This window comes from Mesorhizobium sp. LNHC209A00 (assembly GCF_000502915.1).
Lineage (GTDB): Bacteria > Pseudomonadota > Alphaproteobacteria > Rhizobiales > Rhizobiaceae > Mesorhizobium.
On sequence record NZ_AYWT01000007.1, the window covers coordinates 138,894 to 156,298 of the forward strand.

The window sequence follows — 17,405 nt, forward strand, 5'->3', positions numbered from 1 at the left end:
GGAAGCACTTTCCGCTGCCTCTGAATAATTAATGCTAGCCCTCTTAAATTATCATTTATTCGAGTCCCGCAGTTTGATCGAATGCCATCGTGCGTTGATTTTGGCGCGCCTCACAGGTCCGTCAGGAATTTGGCGAAGGTCATGGATCCCTCGGGCCAGGGGCCAAAGCCTGAATCCTCGCTGAGATGGCCGGTTTCTCCGGCATCGATGAACAGCGAGCCCCAGGCACCGGCGATGTCCTCGGCGACATCGAAAGGGCAGAAGGGGTCGTTGCGGCTGGCGATCACGATGGAGGGAAACGGCAGCGGTTCGCGAGGATAGGGGCCGAAGGTCATCAGATGTCTCGGCTTGATCTTGGGATTCGCGACGTCCGGCGGTGCCACGAAGAAGGCGCCGGCGACCGGCTTCCGGAACTGCGGAATGGCTTGCACGGCCGCGGCCACACCCAGCGAATGGGCTACGAGAACAACAGGTCTTTCGGCCTCGTTGACTGCCTTGGCGACGCTCGCCGTCCAGTCCTCGCGCAGCGGCTTCGACCATTCGGCCTGCTCCACGCGACGCGCCGTCGACAGTTTGGATTGCCAGCGGGTCTGCCAATGCTCAGGCCCCGAATTGGTGTATCCGGGAATGATCAGAATATCTGCGTCCTTGACTTTCATGGCGCTCAGATAGCGAGCGCGATTGCCTCATGCAACCTTCGATGGGCAGGCTTCCGGTCGTAACGGTGAACAACATGTTCGCTTTTCGCTGTCTTGTGTGAACGATGAAGATCGACGATCTCTTCTAGGAGAGAAACAGCCGTGGAGGACCGGGACTTTGGGGCTGACACGACGTAAAATGATCGGCGCCGCCGGGCTCCTGGCTTTGGGAGCTTCGCGAGACGTCGCCGCAACGGAGACAATGATGAGCGAACTGCCATTTGCCGCCACCACGCCGGTGAGCGTCGCCCGCGTCGGACTGAAGGCGCGCGATGCCGACAGTCTTGCCGCCTATTATCGTAAAGTCGTCGGACTGCGGGAATTGAGCCGCGCCGACGGCGCGATCACGCTCGGCGCCGGCAGCCGTCCACTGCTGGTCCTTGAGCCGGACAGCTCTGCCAAACCGGACGATCCGCGCAGCGCCGGCCTGTTCCATACGGCTTTCCTGCTGCCCAGCCGTGCCGATCTCGGACGCTGGATCAACCACGCCATCTCAGACAAGATCATTATCGAGGGCGCTTCGGACCATCTGGTCAGCGAAGCGCTCTACCTGACCGACCCCGAGGGCAACGGCATCGAAATCTATGCCGACCGCCGCCCGCAGGATTGGAAATGGAACGGCGACAAGATCGCCATGGCGACCGAGCGGATGAACATTCCGTCTGTCGTTGCCGAAGTGCCGGCCGGCGATGCGGGATGGCAAGGCGCGCCGGAAAACAGCATTGTCGGCCATGTCCACCTGCGCGTCGGCAGGCCGGAAGAGGCAGAAGCCTGGTGGAACCAGGAATTCGGCTTCGACACAGTCGCCAAATATCGCGGCCAGGCGGTGTTCCTGTCGTCGGGGCATTATCACCACCACATCGGCGCCAATGCCTGGCAAAGCGCCGGCGCCGGCCGCCGCGACCCCTCCCGCTCGGGCCTTGCCTGGGTCGAGATGCGTTCGGACAATGTGAGCAGCGAAACGACCCGTGAGGATCCTTGGGGCACGGTGATCAGGACCGTGCCGGGTAAGGCTTGATTGGCGGAGGCGTCTGCGGGAGCGTTTTTCTCCCCGTATGGTGACGGGAGAAGAAGCTAACTCACCCCTCCGAACACCCGCTTGAAGATCGTGTCGACGTGCTTGGTGTGGTAGCCTAGGTCGAATTTCTCGCGGATTTGCGCCTCCGGCAGCGCGGCTGTCACTTCCTTGTCGGCCAGAAGTTCCTCAAGAAAATCAGCGCCTTGTTCCCACACCTTCATGGCGTTGCGCTGCACCAGCCGGTAGGAGTCCTCGCGTGACAGGCCGGCCTGCGTCAGCGCCAGCATGACGCGTTGCGAATGCACAAGACCGCGAAACTTGTTCATGTTGTTCAGCATGTTCTCGGGATAGACGACCAGCTTGTCGACCACGCTGGTCAGGCGTGACAGCGCGAAATCGAGCGTCACGGTGGCGTCCGGGCCAATCATGCGCTCGACCGAGGAGTGCGAGATGTCGCGCTCGTGCCAGAGCGCCACGTTCTCCATCGCCGGCAGCGCCATGGAGCGCACCATGCGGGCAAGGCCGGTGAGGTTTTCGGTCAGCACCGGGTTGCGTTTGTGCGGCATCGCCGACGAGCCTTTCTGGCCCGGCGAAAAATACTCTTCCGCTTCCAGCACTTCGGTGCGCTGCAGATGCCGGACCTCGGTCGCCAGCCGCTCGATCGAGGAGGCGACGACGCCGAGGGTCGCGAAGAACATGGCGTGGCGGTCGCGCGGAATCACCTGCGTCGACACCGGTTCCGGCTTCAGTCCGAGCTTTGCCGCCACATGTTCCTCGACATAGGGCTCGATGTTGGCGAAGGTGCCGACCGCGCCCGAAATCGCACAGGTGGCAATGTCTTCGCGCGCGTGCACCAGCCGCTCGCGGCAGCGCGAGAATTCGGCATAGGCCTGCGCCAGCTTGATGCCGAAGGTCGTCGGCTCGGCATGAATGCCGTGGCTGCGGCCGATGGTGACGGTGTCCTTGTGCTCGAAGGCGCGGCGCTTGAGCGCTGCAAGCAACGTATCGATGTCGGCCAGCAAAATGTCGCTGGCGCGGGTGAGTTGCACAGCAAAGCAGGTGTCGAGCACGTCCGAAGACGTCATGCCCTGATGGATGAAGCGCGCGTCGGGCCCGACGAATTCGGCAAGATGGGTGAGGAAGGCGATAACGTCATGCTTGGTGACGCGCTCGATCGCGTCGATCTTCTCGACATCGAATTCGGCCGCGCTTCCCTTTTCCCAGATCGTTTTGGCCGCTTCCTTGGGGATGACACCCAGTTCGGCCAGCGCGTCGCAGGCATGGGCCTCGATTTCGAACCAGATGCGAAACCGGGTTTCGGGCGACCAGATGGCGACCATTTCCGGCCGGGAATAGCGAGGGATCATCGGTCATTCCTGATGTATCGGAGGGATCTGTCCGCGTCCTAACAGAGGCGGACCAAATGCTCAACGCTGCTGCCGTGCAAACCAGAAGCTGACGGCGAACAAGGCGATGAAACCAAGCGGGAAATAGAGCCGGATGCCCAGCACAACGAACTGGTAGGACGCCACCGCCATCGTGAAGGCGAGCTGAAAGCCCCAGGTGAGGGTGAATACGGGCGCATGCCATTCGGCATAATAGGAGCGGTATTGTAGGGCATACAGCAGGGCGGTGAGGCCGATCGTTGCGGCAGCAAGCCCTACGAATGTCGCCGCGAAGGCGACCTCCCGGCCCCTTCCGAGCGAAACCAGTCGTGCGGCAAACAGGCCAACCGGAAAGGCCAGGGCGCCGCCGACGGCAAACAGCAGGAACACGGTGCCGATCTTGCCCGGCGTCACCCAATTGTCCAGCACCAGGTTGACGAGTGCGCTGGCGCCCGTGGTGGCGGCCCACAGCAGGGCGCCGAGAAGCGCTGCACGCAGTGTCGGCATGGCATCGCGAAGGTGGTGCAGGGCGCGATTGCGCCTGACGGGTTGGACAAGCTCTGTCACAGGCGGCCGGTCACGGCGATCCAGCGAAAGTCCGGCCCTTCGAAGCCATACTGGCGCACCGCGATCAGCACCGCGTAAGCGCTGAGGCTGTCCATCGAGAACGTCTGCACCGCGCCGATGCGGTAGCCGTTCGGGCAGCCCCGGCTCTTGGGGATCGCTTTGTCCTCGTGCAGCAATTTGGTGGTGCCGCCATCCCGCGCCTCGATACGCAGCAGCCGGAAGCCATTGATCTCGCCCTGACTGGCGCAACCTTCGGTGTCATTCATGCCGATCTCGTCGAGCCGGAACTCGAGCGGCTGGTCGACAAGGGAGAAGATCGGCCGCGGATTGACCACTATGCGATGCGGATCGGCCGAAAGCTCGGTCACCGGGTTGGAGCCGGCGGTGATGCCGCGGTTGGCACTCAACTCGGCCTGGCTGACAATGGCCTCGCCCTTTTGCCGGGCCTGAAGGCGGGCAGCGTCGAGCGTTGCGTTCTCGTCGTCGAGCCGGATCCTGACCGGCGTGCCCTTGACAAAGCTGTCGTTGCTCGTGTCGATGTAATAGCGGTTGGCATAGGGAAAGCCCGACCCGTCCTGGATGCCGTACTCCTCGAAGGCGAACACGCCGCCATCTCGGGTGAAGCCCAGGATTTCGAGCTCCGCGACATCGCCGGCCTGGGCGATCGACGCCGCGAACTGCGTGGCTAGGCAAACGGCAAACAGGAAAAGCGTCCGCATTGTCATCGCTCCTTCGGCCTGATCGCTTCGATCCCTAGCACGACGAGATCAAAACGTCGTGCGGACCAAGGCCGATGCATCCAAACCGCTCGTCATTTGTTATTGTCGGCAGTCCCATGGAGACCCACCCCAACGGAGAAGCTAACATGACCGACACCAGCAAAATTCGTGAGCACATGGAAGTCGTCGGCGCCGATGGCGTGCATATCGGCACCGTCGACAAGGTCGATGGCCAGCGCATCAAGCTGACCAAGGCCGACAGTGGCGAGGGGGCTCACAAGGGCCATCACCATTATATTTCCCTGGCCCTGGTTGCCGAGGTCGATGGCAAGAAGGTGTGGCTGTCCGCGAATTCCGATGTCGCGGTGACGTTCGAGGAAGAAAAATCCGATCCGGTTTGATCAAAGCTCTAGCCAGCCTAGTGACGTGACGACCAGACGGGAAACAGGTCGTTGTCGGCTGGCGTCGCGGCAAACACACCACGGCTGATGGCGCGCGCCATAGTGGCGCCGGCGGCGGCGTAGAGGTCGATTGCCGCGTCGGCGGTCAGTTCGACCCCGCTCTTGCCGGTGGCCAGTGCGAACACCAGATCCCCGTCGGCCGGCGTATGGGTCGGCCAGATGGCGCGCACGAAGCCGTCATGCGCCGAAATCGCCAGGCGTTTGGCGGCGGCCTTGGTGAGAACCGCGTCCGTGGCAATGACCGCGATCGTCGTGTTGCCGCCGCTGTCCATCTTCCGACCGTGATCCTTGTCGCGGTATTTTAGCAAAATCCGCTTCGCGTCCGCGGGCATCGGCGAGGGATAACCAAGCCCGCCTAATTCATCGCCGATTTCGAAGGGTGCCGCCCAGAAATGACGGGTGCGGCCGACGGTTACCGAGCCGGTCGGGTTGACGGCGGCCAGCGCGCCGATGGTGATCCCATTGTCCAGCAGTGTCGAGGCCGAACCCAGGCCACCCTTCAGCCCCGATGTCAGTGCACCCGTCCCCGCGCCCGCCGTGCCAAATTGGAAATCGACTGCGGCAGCCTGCACCGACTCGTAGCCGAGGTCGCGATAGGGGGGATAGCGGCCCCAGTCCTTGTCGCCGCCGTTCCGCAGGTCGAAGAGGATCGCCGCCGGTACGATCGGTACGCGGAAGCCGCCAACCTCGAAGCCGATGCCGCGTTCGCGCAATGCGGCCTGCACGCCGGAGGCAGCATCGAGGCCGAAAGCCGAACCGCCTGACAGCACCACGGCATGGATCGTCTCCACCAAATTGTGCGGTTCCAGCAGATCGGTCTCGCGGGTGCCAGGCGCGCCGCCAAGAATCTGGACTCCCGCGACCGCCGGCTCGTCGCAAAGGACCGTCGTCACGCCGGACTTCACCCTGGCGTCGGAAGCATTGCCAACGCGCAGGCCCATGACATCGGTGATGAGATTGCGTGGACCGGTGCGGAACATCAGTTGTTTTCCAAGGGCACGAAGCGGGTGCCGTCGAAGCGGAAGACACGGTAGAGACTCTGGCTGAGATCGCCCTTGTCGTCGAAGCGGACCGGTCCGATCGCCGTCGTGAAATCATGCCCGGTGAGTGCCTCGGCCAGCGGCCCGCCGGAGCCTGCTGCGTCCGAGGATGCCGCCTTGGCGATCTCGACCGCCGCATAGGCCGGCAGGGTGTAGCCGTCCGGCACGATCTTGTGCGCGGAGAAGCTTTCCAGCACTTTGGGATCCGCGACATCGGCCCATTCGGGTGGCGCGATCATCAGGGTGCCGGTCGCGTAAGGCACGTCGCCGGGTGGCGTGCGCAGGTTTTCGCCGCCGGCAAGGATGATGCCCGTCTGGAGCTGGGCGGCATCGCGCCCCATAATGGCGATGTCGTCGCCGTCGCCGCCGGCAAAGACATGCGTGGCGCCGGCCTTTTTCAACCGTCCCACCAGGCCGATCTGGTTGTCGAGCTGCGGCCGGAACGTGTCGACGAAGACCGGTTTCAGTGCCGCCTCCTCGGCAGCGGCACGAAATGTCTCCGCCATCTCACGGCCATAGATGGTGCCGTCGTCGATGATCGCGAACAGCTCGTTCTGCCATAGGCGGGTGAGGGTAGAGGCGACGGCGTTGCGCTCGTCGTCGCCGCGCGGGCCGAGGCGATAAACCGGCCAGCCGGTCTTGGCGCGTCGGTCGGTCAGGCTTTCGGTTCGCACACCAACGGTGATGACAGGAATATTGGCGTCCTTAAGGACAGGCATCGCCGCCTCGATCGCCTCCGTGCAGAGGAAGCCGATCACGACATTGACCTTGGCTGCCACGAATTCCCTGGCCGCCGCGGCGCCGCCGTCTCCGGTGCAAGCGTCATCAACGGTCTTGAGTTGGATGCCGTCCACCTCTGCCGCGACCCCGGCGCCAGCCTCGATCTGCTTGCCGAGTATGGCCGATGGTCCCGACAGGGGTGCTGCGACACCGATCGTGAGCGTCTGTGCGCTGGCGGCGCCGGCCATGAACAGCCAGGCCAGCGCTGCGGTAATAGTTGCCACGGATCGCATGCTGCCGAAGAATCCTCCAAGCCGGCGACGTCGCGCAGGCGTCAAATTCCCGCCAAGACCTAAAGGCTGCCCGGCCTTGGTGCAACACGCGAATTCGGGATATGGGCCAAGCACTTTGCTTGTGGCATGTGATGTCTGGCCATATATGTCAGGTGAACAATGGCCATGGAATCTTCAAGTGCTGAAGAAGAACGATATTGGACCGCAAGCCTATCGCGACGCGATGAGCCATTTTGCCGGTCATGTCCATGTGGTGACCACCGACGGACCCGCCGGAAAGCGCGGGACGACCGTGATCGCGGCATGTTCTGTGTCGGATACGCCGCCGACCATCCTGGTCTGCCTCAATCGTGAAAATGCCAAGAATGAGCTGTTCGTGAAGAACGGCAAATTTGCCCTGAACACGCTAGCTTCGCACCAGGAGCCGCTGTCTATTGGATTTTCCGGCATGACTGGACTGCTGGTCGAAGAGCGCTTCGCGCTCGGCGAATGGGATGCGATTTCCACCGGCGCGCCGACGCTGAAGGGCGCGCTCGCCGTGTTCGACTGTGAACTGATCGACACCAAGGACCTGGCCACCCATCGTGTGCTTTTTGGCAAGGTGACAGGTCTGCGTATGGGCGATAATTTGCGGCCTCTGATCTATCACGCCCGCGGCTACCACATCCTGGAAAGTGGGGCCGCCGCACCCACGGAGAAGGAATGAGCGACTTGAACCCGCGCCCCGTGCCGCGGACGATCGACGAAACGCTCGATCTCCTGACCGGCGCGGACTACATCGCGGACCGGTCGCTGGCAACGGTGCTTTTCCTGTCTCTGCGCATGAGACGGCCGCTTTTCCTCGAAGGCGAGGCCGGCGTCGGCAAGACCGAGATCGCCAAGGTGTTGGCCGAGGCGCTTGGCCGCCGGCTGATCCGTCTGCAGTGTTATGAAGGGCTTGACGTCTCCTCCGCCGTTTATGAGTGGAATTACGCCGCGCAGATGATCGAAATCCGCATGGAGGAGGCCGCCGGCAAGGTCGACCGCTCCGCAATGGAGCGTAACGTTTTCTCCGAAAAGTACCTGATCCGCCGGCCGGTGCTCGATGCGCTGACCGGCAAGGCGGGCGCAGCCCCGGTTTTCCTGATCGACGAACTCGACCGCACCGACGAAGCCTTCGAAGCCTTCCTGCTCGAAATCCTCTCCGACTTCCAGGTGACTGTGCCTGAACTCGGCACGATCAAGGCGGAAGAGCCGCCGATCGTCATCATCACCACCAACCGCACCCGCGAAATCCACGATGCGCTGAAGCGGCGCTGCCTTTATCACTGGGTCGACTACCCCAATGCCGAGCGCGAACTGGAGATCGTGCGCCGCAAGGTGCCTCGGGCCAACCAGCGGCTTTCGGCCGAAGTGGTGTCCTTCATCCAGAAGCTGCGCCAGATCGAGCTGTTCAAGGTGCCGGGCGTCGCCGAAACCATCGACTGGGCCGGCGCGCTGACCGAACTCGACAAGGTGGCGCTCGATCCGGAGACCGTGTCCGACACGATCGGGGTGCTGCTGAAATACCAGGACGACATTGCCCGCATCGGCGCGGGCGAGGGCCGGCGCATCCTCGACGAGGTCAAGACCGAGCTCGCGGCGGCGGAGTAGGGTGGTGAAGGCGTCCCGACCCGACCCTGGAGAGGCGACGGCGGACGGCCGGATCGCCGACAACATCGTCTATTTCGCCCGCACCTTGCGCAAGGCCGGCATGCGCGTCGGGCCCGCTTCGGTCAAGGACGCGATCGAGGCGGTGCTCGTCGCCGGCATCGGCTCGCGTGATGACTTTTACTGGACCTTGCACGCCGTTCTGGTCTCGCGGCATGAGGATCATGCCACCTTCGACGAAGCTTTCCGGCTGTTCTGGAAATCGCGCGAATTGATCGAGAAGCTGCTGGCGATGTTTTCGCCGGTGGCGCCGGATGTCAGGCAGAAGCAGAAGCCGCGCGCGGCTGAAAATCGCGTCAGTCAGGCGATGTTCGAGGGTCATCAGAAAAACCAGACGCCTCAGGCAGGCCCTGAGATCGAGGTCGACGCCCGCTTCACCTTTTCCGGCAACGAGCTGTTGCGGGGCAAGGATTTCGCGCAGATGAACGCAGTCGAAATGGCTGACGCCAGGAAGGCGATCGCGGCGTTGCGGCTGCCTGTCGACATGGTGCGGACCAGACGCTTCAAGGCCGATGCGCATGGCCGCCGCATCGATCCACGCGCCATGATGCGCTCGGCGGCACGCACCGGCGGTGAATTGATCCTGCCGAAATTCCGCTCGGTCCGCGAAGTTCATCCGCCCCTGGTGGTACTGGCCGATATTTCCGGTTCGATGAGCCAATACACGCGCATCTTCCTGCATTTCCTGCATGCGCTGACGGAAAAGCGCCGGCGCGTGCACACTTTCGTTTTCGGAACACGGCTGACCAACCTGACCCGGCAGATGCGCCACCGCGATCCCGATGCCGCCCTTGCCGATTGCTCGGCGGCGGTCAAGGACTGGTCGGGTGGCACGCGCATCGGCGATACGCTAGCCGAGTTCAACCTTGTATGGTCGCGACGTGTGCTGGGACAGGGCGCGGTGGTGCTTCTGATCACCGATGGGCTGGAGCGCGACGATATAGGGGGCTTGGCGGAAGAAATGGAGCGGCTGCACAAATCCTGCCGACGGCTGATCTGGCTCAATCCGTTGTTGCGCTTCGATGGTTTTCAGGCGCGCGCCCGCGGCGTCAAGGCGATGCTGCCGCATGTCGACGAATTCCGCTCGGTGCATAATCTCGACGCGCTCGCCGATCTCTGCGCCTCGCTGGACAAGAAATCGGTTCGTTCCGTCGATCCACGGCGGTGGATGGATGCTGGCGCAAGGCGCGCCGCATAGCCATATATTTTCCGGCTTTTTGAAAAACAGACCCTGAGAGAAGCAACGATGAGTGACAGTCTTTATCTCGATGAGGCCCGCGACCCGCTGATCATCGCGGAAGCCTGGATGAAGGACGGCAAGGATGTCGCTGTCGCGACGGTGGTCGAGACCTGGGGTTCAGCGCCGCGCCCGGTCGGCAGCCACCTTGTCATCGATGCCGATGGCAATTTCCACGGCTCTGTTTCGGGCGGTTGCGTCGAGGGCGCTGTCGTGACCGAGGCGGTCGACGTGATCGGCTCCGGCAAGGCCAGGATGCTGGAGTTCGGTGTTGCCGATGAGACCGCCTGGCAAGTCGGCCTGTCCTGCGGCGGCCGCATCAAGGTTTATGTTGAGCGATTGGGCTGACCTGCGATGGATCCTTATGCGCTGAAGACGCTCAATGCCGAGCGGCGCGCCCGCCGCGCGGCGATCCTCGTCACCGATCTCGGCGATGGTCGCGACCGTATCGTGCGGGAGGGCGATCAGGTCGCCGGCGATCTCGGAGCGGCGATCACCAAGGCGTTTCGATCCGGCAATTCGGGGTCCGTCGAGTCGGAAGGGCGGACCTTCTTCCTCAATGCGCATCTGCCGCGGCCGCGTCTGGTGGTGATCGGCGCCGTGCATATCAGTCAGGCGCTCGCGCCTATGGCCCGGATCGCCGGCTATCCCTTGGAGATCATCGATCCGCGCACCGCGTTCGCCACATCGGACCGCTTTCCCGATGTCGCCTTGCATGCCGACTGGCCACAGGATGTGCTGGAACGCCAGCCGCTCGACGCTTACACCGCGCTGGCCGCCGTTACCCATGACCCGAAGATCGACGATTTCGCGCTGAAGGCGGCACTCGACGCCAACTGTTTCTATGTCGGAGCGCTCGGCAGCCGAAAGACGCATGCCAAGCGCGTCGAGCGCCTGCTGTCGCTGGGCGCGAGTGCAGACCAGATCGCGCGTATCCACGCGCCGATCGGGCTCGACATCGGGGCGGCAAGCCCCGCCGAGATCGCCGTCGCCATTCTCGCGCAGACCATTCTTGCCTTCCGCTCACGGGGCCTCGATGCGAAGGGCGCGGCGGCGTGAAATTCGGTCCGATCCCGATCGACGCGGCCGAAGGGGCGGTGCTGGCGCATGCCACTGCGGCCGGCGAAAAGCGATTTCGCAAGGCGCACAGGCTGAGCGCCGAAGATATCTCCATGCTCAAGGGGGCAGGTGTTTCGCGGGTCGTTGCTGCCGTGCTGGCGCCGGACGATCTCGGCGAGGACGCCGCGGCGCAAAAAATTGCCGAAAGCATGACCTTAGGCGGCATCGAGGCGAAGCCCGCCGCCACCGGCCGGGTCAATCTCCACGCCAAGGCGGCTGGCATCTTCACCGTCAGTGAAGCTGTCATCGATGCCATCAATGCCGTCGATCCTGCCATCACCATCGCGACGCTGGCCCAGCACGCGCCGGTCGAAAAGGGCCAGATGGTCGCGACGGTGAAGATCATCCCTTTCGCGGTCTCTTCCTCGTTGGTGGCCGCCGTGGCGGAGATCTGCGCCAGCGGTGAGATTTTTGCCGTCAACGCCTATCGGTCGATGCGTGTCGGCGTCATCCAGACGGTGCTGCCGGGCACCAAACCGACCGTGCTCGACAAGACGTTGCGCGTCACCGAAGCCCGGCTGGCGCGCTCCGGTGGCTGGCTGACGGCGGAGCGCCGTACGCCGCATGAGATCGCCCCTGTCGCCGAGGCCGCCATCGCGCTTGCGCGCGACAACGATATGGTGGTGATCTTCGGGGCTTCCGCCATGAGCGATTTCGCCGACGTCGTTCCGGCGGCGATCGAGAGGGCGGGCGGTACCGTCATCCGCGCGGGCATGCCGGTCGATCCCGGCAATCTGCTGGTGCTCGGCACACTCGGCGGCAAGCGCATCATCGGCGCGCCTGGCTGCGCCCGCAGCCCCAAGGAGAACGGCTTCGACTGGGTGCTCGATCGATTGATTGCCGGCCTGGACGTTACCGCGCGCGACATTGCCGGCATGGGCGTCGGCGGCCTGCTGATGGAGATACCGACGCGGCCGCAGCCGCGCGAGCCGCTGCCGCCCAAAAGTCGGCTCAAGGTCGGGATCGTGCTTCTGGCGGCGGGCCGGTCGAGCCGCATGGGCGGGCCGAACAAGCTGATGGCGCTGTTCGACGGCCAGCCGCTGGTGCGCCGCACCGCCGAACGCGCGCTCGCCTCGAAGGCTTCGGGCACGATCGTCGTCACCGGTCATCAGCGCGAGCGGGTGCGCGCGGCATTGTCAGGTCTGGACGTCACCTTCGCCGACAATCCCGATTTTGCCGATGGTCTGTCGACCTCGCTTAAGGCCGGCACTGCCTATCTGCCCGAAGACGCCGCTGGTGCGATGATCGTTCTGGGAGACATGCCGGGTGTCGCATCCGACGACCTCGACAGGCTTATCGATGCCTTCCGCAGGGCCGGCGGCAACTCCGTGATCCGTGCCACGCACCAAGGCAAACGCGGCAACCCGGTGCTTTTGCCGCGCTCGTTATTCGCGGCAATCGCCCATCTCGAAGGCGACACCGGCGCTCGCTATCTGGTCGAGGCCGAAGGGCTCGATGTCATCGATGTCGAGATCGGCGAGGGCGCGTCCGTCGATGTCGACACCCGAGAGGCACTGGAAGGCGCTGGCGGCGTGCTGCAGGATTGACAAACAGAGGCGGCATTAGCATGCCTGCGGTATGGCTATTCGTACCTTCGCGTGCCGCGCTTTCCTCACGGCAATGCTTTTCTTGTTTGGCTCGGCCGCCAGCGCCGACACGTTGTCCCTGAAACCTTTCAAGGACGATCTCTTCGCCTATCCGGCGACGCTCTCGTCCGACAGCAACGGCGCCTACACGGTCCTCGACTACCGTGAGATGCGCGACATCAACCAGCGCGACGAGGTGCCCGAAAAGCGCGTGCATACCCCGTACACCGACACCGGCGTACGCAAGGTGCAGCAGGATCTGATGCTGAAGACCGACGCCGGCGATGTCAGGCATGTCGCCGTCGGCAAGACGCAAGGAGCCACCGTCATCGTGCTTTACCTGCATGGGCAGGGCGGCAGCCGCAAGCAAGGCATCGACGATTTCACCTTCGGTGGCAATTTCAACCGGCTCAAGAACCTGATGGCCGGCAATGGCGGGCTCTATATTTCTCCGGATTTTCCTGATTTCGGCGACAAGGGCGCGGCACTGGTCGCGGCCCTGATCGACCATTATGCCGAACAGTCTCCGGACGCGAAAATCTTCGTCGCCTGCGGCTCGATGGGCGGCGCGCTGTGCTGGAAACTTGCAGCACGCGAGGATACTGGTGGCCGCGTGAATGGACTGTTGCTGCTCGGATCGTTGTGGGACGAGGGCTTTCTTGCAAGTCCCGCCTTCAAGCGTCGCGTGCCGGTGTTCTTCGGCCAGGGCAGCCATGACGTGGTCTTTCCCGTGGCCAACCAGGAAGTGTTTTTCCGCTCTATCCTTGCGAAATCCAAAAACTATCCGACCCGCTTCGTCCGCTTCGAGACCGGCACGCACGGCACGCCGATCCGCATGGTAGACTGGCGCGGCACGCTCAACTGGATGCTGTCGAAGGCACCCTAAGCCTGATGCGCTAGAGGATCTAAGGCGCGGTGTTGTAGTCGACGATCGTCTGCGGGTTCTCCTCGCCGTCATAGGACGCGTCGACGTCATACTGGACCAGCGAGAAATCGCCGTTGCGGAACAGATAGGTCCCGGCATCCGAAGCATCGCCGACGCCGCGCCATTTGTTGAACGTGGTGATGGTGTGAGCGTCCTGGTCATAATCGGAATTGACAGCCCACCCTGTGGTCCGGAAGCCGATCACCGTTACACTCAACAGCTTGCCGTCGCTGTCGTTGTTCTCGTAGCGTATATCGGTCTCCGGCTCGGCGAACTGCAATTGCCTGACACCGTCCACCTCGTCGGTCATGTAATAGACCGAGCTTTCATTGTAGGCGGCGGCCGAGCAGGAAAAGTGGAACAGCCGGGTCTCCTTGTCAGGATCGTTCGGTTGAGCATTCCTGTCCTTGTATTTGATCGAAAAGACCTCCGGCTCATTGGCCAGACGGTCCTTGTCGCATTGGTCGCCATAGGTCGCCAGAAAGGCCTTCTTGGCCTGTTCCAGTGCGGTGTCCTTTTTGGGCGGCGGCGGGCCGTCGCCGCAGCTTGGCGGCAACGCGTCGTCGAAATCGGCGGTGGAGGGCTTCAGCGCCCCTTTGTCGATGAAAATAGGCTGGAACGGCGGCGCCTGGATTTGGGCGTTGACCTGGCGCAGCGTATAGCAGCCGGCAAAAACCTTCGCCTCGCCCTTCTTGTCGATTGCCTGGATAGCGACCGGGACGTTGTAATAGATGCTGCCCGCCGCGCCCTCGTCCGAAATCGGACCGGTCTTGACCTCCACCTTGTCCGTGCCGTCATAGCCTTTGACGAATGTATCGAAATCCTTTGCCGGCTTTGTATCGCCGTAGTAGCCCCAAGCGCGGGCGAATTCATGCCGGTTGATGGCGCTGTAGAGTGAATGCACGACCGCATCCGCGCTCGACCGATCGTCGACGTAAGGCGCTTCGGGTGTGTCCGCTGCGGCCAATGCCGCGTGGCCTGTAGTGGCAAGGGAGAGAAGGGCTGTCGCTGCGAAAAGGGCGCGTCTCATCGGAATCTCCGCTCGATAACGAAGATTCTACCACAGCGATTGCGGCGACGTGGTGACGTCATGCGGCCGCCGCTTGAAGAATCGCGCCTGAGAGCGCTACGTCCTCCCGCCGGCGTTCCTGCCGGACAGGAGATCCGACGTGACGATATCGATGTATGAGGCATCCGTGCCCGTGTTTTCGGCCAGGCTGAAAGCACTTTCCAGTGTGCTGGCTGCAGCCGAACAGAATCGCTTGACCGAAAGATCGACCCGCAGGTGTTTTTGACGGCGCGGCTGGCGCCCGACATGTTCGCACTCGCCAGGCAGGTACAGATCGCAACCGACCATGCCAAGGGCGCGCCTTCACGGCTGGCCGGCCGCGAAGTGCCTAAATATGAGGACAATGAAGCAAGCTTCGCCGATCTCGAAGCGAGGCTCGCCAAGACGGTCGCCTATCTGGCGACTTTTTCCGCAGCCGATATCGACGGGTCGGATGACAGGATGATCGAACTGAAGCTGGGCGGGCGGGAAACGACGCTGAGCGGCATGCAATATCTGCTGCATGTGGCCATGCCCAATTTCTATTTCCACCTGACCACCGCCTACGACATCCTGCGCCACAATGGCGTGCCGCTGGGCAAGGCGACATTCCTCGGATCGCGTTGAGAAATCAGACTTTGAGATGTCCCGGGTCGATCCGGGACATCTCGCAAGCTGCTTAGCGGATGGACATTTCGCGGGCGATGCGTGGGAAATCGGCCGGCTTGATGCCGATGTCGACGCGCTCGGCATTGCTCATCGAATAAAGCAGCGCGAGCGCCGCGCGATACCGCAGATGTTCGTGCGGGCGCGGCCGGGTGAACATTTCCGTGAAGAAACCCATGATTCAGGCTCCTGATTGGTCCTCCACATCAGGCAATATAGGTGAATCGTGAAGATTGTGCAGTGCAGCATATGCATGCCTGCCATGTCCGGATGGTTTTCGATGAAATTTTTGCAGCAAGGTGAAACTCTTGCGCAGCGCCAAACGTAGGCTTTGAAGCTGGTACATGGCCAGTTTTCCTCGCCACTCCTGGCGAAATTCCGGACTGCATGAATATGCAGTCCGGCTTTTTGCCTGCGCTTCCGGCAACGATTCCCTGACCGGAAATGAGTTAAGATCGGCGCTATTTATTTTTAACGAGCCGCTTCTATGGTGTGCAACTCGAACTGTCGGGCATAGGGGAGGCTGACATCGCTACCGGCGCCAAGCGGGATTTTGCGTCACTGCTCGACGACCTCTTCGTTGCAACCGACAAGGGCAACGGCAGTGAGGGCGCAGAGACCGGCGCGCTCCCATCCATCCCGTTCGACTATCTCTCGGTCGCCGATGAACTCCATTCCGGCCGCATCAAGGTATCCGCTGCGGAATATCGCGAGGCCGGCGCTGATCTGGCCAGCGAATTTGCCGCCGTGCTTGAACAGGCAAGGTTGGCGCTGGCTGGCGAAGAGCCGAAGCCGGAAGAAACATTGCCGCCAATCGATCCCGAATCGATTGCGGTCGAACTGGGGCTGGAGCAGTCCAAGAGCGCCGCCGAATTCGGCCGCATGCGCCGCAGCTTTGCTTTCGCCAACCATCCCGATCGCGTCGCCCCGCATTTGCGCCAGCGCGCCATGATCCGCATGCAGGTGGCCAACATGCTGATCGACGAGGCCAAGCGCCGCGCCGTGGCCGCCGCACGACGCTAACCACGCTCTGCTCACGCTAAAGTCGGCCTGGCAAGGCTTGGAGAGCGCCTCCGCTTTTCCTATAAGATGCGAACTCCTCCCCGCGCAGCCGCGCATACATGCCCTCCGGAGCAGAATTCCATGCACAAACGTCGTCTCGGTCGGACCGATCTTCTTGTTACCCAGATCTGCCTTGGTTCAATGACCTGGGGCCAGCAGAACACCGAGGCCGAGGGCCATGCCCAGATGGATCTGGCCTTCTCGCGCGGCGTCAATTTCATCGACACCGCCGAACTCTATCCGATCCCGCCCAAGGCGGAGACGCAAGGACGGACCGAGAAGATCATCGGCAGTTGGCTGAAGGCCAAGGGCAACCGCGACAAGGTGATCCTGGCCTCCAAGGTCGTCGGCCGCACGGCCAACAGCTGGTTTCGCGGCGACCGGCCCTCGCAATTGGCGCGGGCCGATATCTTCGATGCCATCGACAAGTCGCTGGCGAAGCTTGGCACGGATTATCTCGACCTTTATCAGATCCACTGGCCGGAGCGGGACATTCCCTGGGGCGCTAACCCGACGCGCGTCGGCGCCGTGGCGCGGCGTGCCGATTCTGTCGGCGCACCGGTCGGTGAAACCCCGATCGCCGAGACGCTGGCGGTGTTCGATGACCTGGTGAAGGCAGGAAAGATCCGCCATTTCGGCCTTTCGAACGAGAGTTCCTGGGGCCTGATGCGCTTCCTTGCGGAGGCCGACAAAGGGATTGGTCCGCGCGTCGCCTCGATCCAGAATGCCTACAACCTCCTCAACCGCACTTTTGAGGTGAACCTCGCCGAGGTCTGCGAGCGCGAAGGGGTGTCGCTGCTTGCCTATTCGCCATTGGCCCAGGGTTATCTGACCGGCAAATACGATCATGGCGCCCGCCCGCAGGGCTCGCGCTCGCAGCTGTTCAATCGCGGCCAGCGTTACGAGACGCCCAATGCCGCCGAAGCGCAGCTCGAATACAATGAACTGGCGCGCTCTTTCGGCCTGGAGCCGGCGCTGTTTGCCAATGCCTATGTATCGAGCCGGCCCTTCGTGACCTCCAACATCATTGGCGCGACAACCATTTCCCAACTGAAAATGGCGCTGTCGTCGGTGGATGTCGTCTGGACTGAAGAAATGCAGAAGGCGGTGGATGCCGTTCACCAGAGGGTCGGCAATCCCTGCCCGTGACCGAGCCCGGGGCCGAATTGTCG

20 protein-coding genes and 1 pseudogene are annotated in these 17,405 nt (G+C 62.8%); 12 read left to right on the forward strand and 9 right to left on the reverse strand.

Features of this window, described 5'->3' with window-relative positions:
- Nucleotides 1-110: 110 nt before the first annotated feature.
- Entirely contained in the window at nt 111-659 is a 549-nt protein-coding gene (locus tag X739_RS147190) for an alpha/beta hydrolase (RefSeq protein WP_023773169.1), read from the reverse strand.
- A 244-nt stretch (nt 660-903) separates the two neighbouring features.
- Here X739_RS147190 and X739_RS147185 point away from each other — a divergent pair, with 244 nt between their 5' ends.
- Nucleotides 904-1,716 (forward strand): VOC family protein, encoded by an 813-nt coding sequence (locus X739_RS147185; RefSeq protein WP_023783874.1) that lies wholly within the window; start codon nt 904-906, stop codon nt 1,714-1,716.
- Between the two features lie 56 nt (nt 1,717-1,772).
- On the opposite strand, the gene purB is transcribed toward X739_RS147185, so the two are convergent.
- The 3 genes from purB to X739_RS147170 are packed head-to-tail and all read right to left on the reverse strand — an operon-like array spanning nt 1,773 to nt 4,387.
- Nucleotides 1,773-3,083 carry an adenylosuccinate lyase gene (gene purB / locus X739_RS147180; RefSeq protein WP_023773167.1) on the reverse strand — a complete coding sequence of 437 codons (1,311 nt, stop codon included), beginning with the start codon at nt 3,081-3,083 and terminating at the stop codon, nt 1,773-1,775.
- A 60-nt stretch (nt 3,084-3,143) separates the two neighbouring features.
- Nucleotides 3,144-3,608: a hypothetical protein gene (locus X739_RS147175; protein WP_023783875.1), complete on the reverse strand. Its 465-nt coding sequence runs from the start codon at nt 3,606-3,608 to the stop codon at nt 3,144-3,146.
- A gap of 56 nt (nt 3,609-3,664) precedes the next feature.
- On the reverse strand, nt 3,665-4,387 hold the full coding sequence (locus X739_RS147170; protein WP_023783876.1) for a DUF2259 domain-containing protein: 723 nt from the start codon (nt 4,385-4,387) through the stop codon (nt 3,665-3,667).
- A 146-nt stretch (nt 4,388-4,533) separates the two neighbouring features.
- Between X739_RS147170 and X739_RS147165 the strand changes: the two genes are divergently transcribed.
- Entirely contained in the window at nt 4,534-4,788 is a 255-nt protein-coding gene (locus X739_RS147165) for a DUF2171 domain-containing protein (RefSeq protein WP_023773164.1), read from the forward strand.
- Nucleotides 4,789-4,805: 17 nt separating this feature from the next.
- On the opposite strand, the gene X739_RS147160 is transcribed toward X739_RS147165, so the two are convergent.
- Both X739_RS147160 and X739_RS147155 read right to left on the reverse strand, forming a co-directional pair.
- Nucleotides 4,806-5,828, reverse strand: coding sequence for a P1 family peptidase (locus tag X739_RS147160; RefSeq protein ID WP_023795098.1), 1,023 nt, complete (start codon nt 5,826-5,828; stop codon nt 4,806-4,808).
- A complete protein-coding gene (locus X739_RS147155) occupies nt 5,828-6,901 on the reverse strand; it encodes an ABC transporter substrate-binding protein (protein ID WP_023795099.1) in 1,074 nt (357 codons plus the stop codon). Before X739_RS147155 ends, X739_RS147160 begins: the two co-directional genes overlap by 1 nt.
- Before the next feature lie 178 nt (nt 6,902-7,079).
- On the opposite strand from X739_RS147155, the gene X739_RS147150 reads away from it, so the two are divergent.
- The 7 genes from X739_RS147150 to X739_RS147120 all read left to right on the forward strand — a co-directional run bounded on the left by X739_RS147150 (nt 7,080) and on the right by X739_RS147120 (nt 13,418).
- Nucleotides 7,080-7,607 (forward strand): flavin reductase, encoded by a 528-nt coding sequence (locus tag X739_RS147150; RefSeq protein WP_023795100.1) that lies wholly within the window; start codon nt 7,080-7,082, stop codon nt 7,605-7,607.
- Nucleotides 7,604-8,533 (forward strand): MoxR family ATPase, encoded by a 930-nt coding sequence (locus tag X739_RS147145; protein WP_023795101.1) that lies wholly within the window; start codon nt 7,604-7,606, stop codon nt 8,531-8,533. The genes X739_RS147150 and X739_RS147145 overlap by 4 nt, the downstream gene beginning before the upstream one ends.
- 4 nt (nt 8,534-8,537) lie before the next feature.
- Nucleotides 8,538-9,788 carry a VWA domain-containing protein gene (locus tag X739_RS147140; protein WP_023795102.1) on the forward strand — a complete coding sequence of 417 codons (1,251 nt, stop codon included), beginning with the start codon at nt 8,538-8,540 and terminating at the stop codon, nt 9,786-9,788.
- A gap of 48 nt (nt 9,789-9,836) precedes the next feature.
- Nucleotides 9,837-10,175, forward strand: coding sequence for an XdhC family protein (locus X739_RS147135; RefSeq protein WP_015318120.1), 339 nt, complete (start codon nt 9,837-9,839; stop codon nt 10,173-10,175).
- 6 nt (nt 10,176-10,181) lie between these two features.
- Nucleotides 10,182-10,886 (forward strand): XdhC family protein, encoded by a 705-nt coding sequence (locus X739_RS147130; protein ID WP_023795103.1) that lies wholly within the window; start codon nt 10,182-10,184, stop codon nt 10,884-10,886.
- Nucleotides 10,883-12,493: a molybdopterin-binding/glycosyltransferase family 2 protein gene (locus X739_RS147125; RefSeq protein WP_023795104.1), complete on the forward strand. Its 1,611-nt coding sequence runs from the start codon at nt 10,883-10,885 to the stop codon at nt 12,491-12,493. The genes X739_RS147130 and X739_RS147125 overlap by 4 nt, the downstream gene beginning before the upstream one ends.
- 73 nt (nt 12,494-12,566) lie before the next feature.
- A complete protein-coding gene (locus tag X739_RS147120; protein ID WP_032924301.1) occupies nt 12,567-13,418 on the forward strand; it encodes a phospholipase in 852 nt (283 codons plus the stop codon).
- Nucleotides 13,419-13,437: 19 nt separating this feature from the next.
- On the opposite strand, the gene X739_RS147115 is transcribed toward X739_RS147120, so the two are convergent.
- Complete coding sequence (locus X739_RS147115) at nt 13,438-14,487, reverse strand: DUF1176 domain-containing protein (RefSeq protein ID WP_023795106.1); 1,050 nt, start codon at nt 14,485-14,487, stop codon at nt 13,438-13,440.
- Nucleotides 14,488-14,626: 139 nt separating this feature from the next.
- On the opposite strand from X739_RS147115, the pseudogene X739_RS01000000166290 reads away from it, so the two are divergent.
- Nucleotides 14,627-15,132, forward strand: a pseudogene (locus X739_RS01000000166290) (DUF1993 family protein).
- A 52-nt stretch (nt 15,133-15,184) separates the two neighbouring features.
- Here the strand turns inward: X739_RS01000000166290 and X739_RS1000000168200 are convergent.
- The gene (locus tag X739_RS1000000168200) at nt 15,185-15,349 is read right to left on the reverse strand and encodes a hypothetical protein (protein ID WP_023795107.1); all 165 of its coding nucleotides are present in this window, start codon (nt 15,347-15,349) and stop codon (nt 15,185-15,187) included.
- 3 nt (nt 15,350-15,352) lie between these two features.
- Entirely contained in the window at nt 15,353-15,517 is a 165-nt protein-coding gene (locus X739_RS1000000169370; protein ID WP_156939400.1) for a hypothetical protein, read from the reverse strand.
- Nucleotides 15,518-15,732: 215 nt separating this feature from the next.
- Here X739_RS1000000169370 and X739_RS147110 point away from each other — a divergent pair, with 215 nt between their 5' ends.
- On the forward strand, nt 15,733-16,194 hold the full coding sequence (locus X739_RS147110) for a hypothetical protein (RefSeq protein ID WP_023795108.1): 462 nt from the start codon (nt 15,733-15,735) through the stop codon (nt 16,192-16,194).
- A gap of 120 nt (nt 16,195-16,314) precedes the next feature.
- The gene (locus X739_RS147105) at nt 16,315-17,382 is read left to right on the forward strand and encodes an aldo/keto reductase (RefSeq protein WP_023795109.1); all 1,068 of its coding nucleotides are present in this window, start codon (nt 16,315-16,317) and stop codon (nt 17,380-17,382) included.
- Nucleotides 17,383-17,405: the final 23 nt, after the last annotated feature.

Excerpts from the sequence above, each read along its gene's own strand:
- X739_RS147190 (WP_023773169.1), bottom strand. The coding sequence starts at position 659 with ATGAAAGTCAAGGACGCAGATATTCTGATCATTCCCGGATACACCAAT.
- X739_RS147185 (WP_023783874.1), top strand. The coding sequence starts at position 904 with ATGAGCGAACTGCCATTTGCCGCCACCACGCCGGTGAGCGTCGCCCGC.
- purB (WP_023773167.1), bottom strand. The coding sequence starts at position 3,083 with ATGATCCCTCGCTATTCCCGGCCGGAAATGGTCGCCATCTGGTCGCCC.
- X739_RS147175 (WP_023783875.1), bottom strand. The coding sequence starts at position 3,608 with ATGCCGACACTGCGTGCAGCGCTTCTCGGCGCCCTGCTGTGGGCCGCC.
- X739_RS147170 (WP_023783876.1), bottom strand. The coding sequence starts at position 4,387 with ATGCGGACGCTTTTCCTGTTTGCCGTTTGCCTAGCCACGCAGTTCGCG.
- X739_RS147165 (WP_023773164.1), top strand. The coding sequence starts at position 4,534 with ATGACCGACACCAGCAAAATTCGTGAGCACATGGAAGTCGTCGGCGCC.
- X739_RS147160 (WP_023795098.1), bottom strand. The coding sequence starts at position 5,828 with ATGTTCCGCACCGGTCCACGCAATCTCATCACCGATGTCATGGGCCTG.
- X739_RS147155 (WP_023795099.1), bottom strand. The coding sequence starts at position 6,901 with ATGCGATCCGTGGCAACTATTACCGCAGCGCTGGCCTGGCTGTTCATG.
- X739_RS147145 (WP_023795101.1), top strand. The coding sequence starts at position 7,604 with ATGAGCGACTTGAACCCGCGCCCCGTGCCGCGGACGATCGACGAAACG.
- X739_RS147135 (WP_015318120.1), top strand. The coding sequence starts at position 9,837 with ATGAGTGACAGTCTTTATCTCGATGAGGCCCGCGACCCGCTGATCATC.
- X739_RS147130 (WP_023795103.1), top strand. The coding sequence starts at position 10,182 with ATGGATCCTTATGCGCTGAAGACGCTCAATGCCGAGCGGCGCGCCCGC.
- X739_RS147120 (WP_032924301.1), top strand. The coding sequence starts at position 12,567 with ATGCTTTTCTTGTTTGGCTCGGCCGCCAGCGCCGACACGTTGTCCCTG.
- X739_RS147115 (WP_023795106.1), bottom strand. The coding sequence starts at position 14,487 with ATGAGACGCGCCCTTTTCGCAGCGACAGCCCTTCTCTCCCTTGCCACT.
- X739_RS1000000168200 (WP_023795107.1), bottom strand. The coding sequence starts at position 15,349 with ATGGGTTTCTTCACGGAAATGTTCACCCGGCCGCGCCCGCACGAACAT.
- X739_RS1000000169370 (WP_156939400.1), bottom strand. The coding sequence starts at position 15,517 with ATGTACCAGCTTCAAAGCCTACGTTTGGCGCTGCGCAAGAGTTTCACC.
- X739_RS147105 (WP_023795109.1), top strand. The coding sequence starts at position 16,315 with ATGCACAAACGTCGTCTCGGTCGGACCGATCTTCTTGTTACCCAGATC.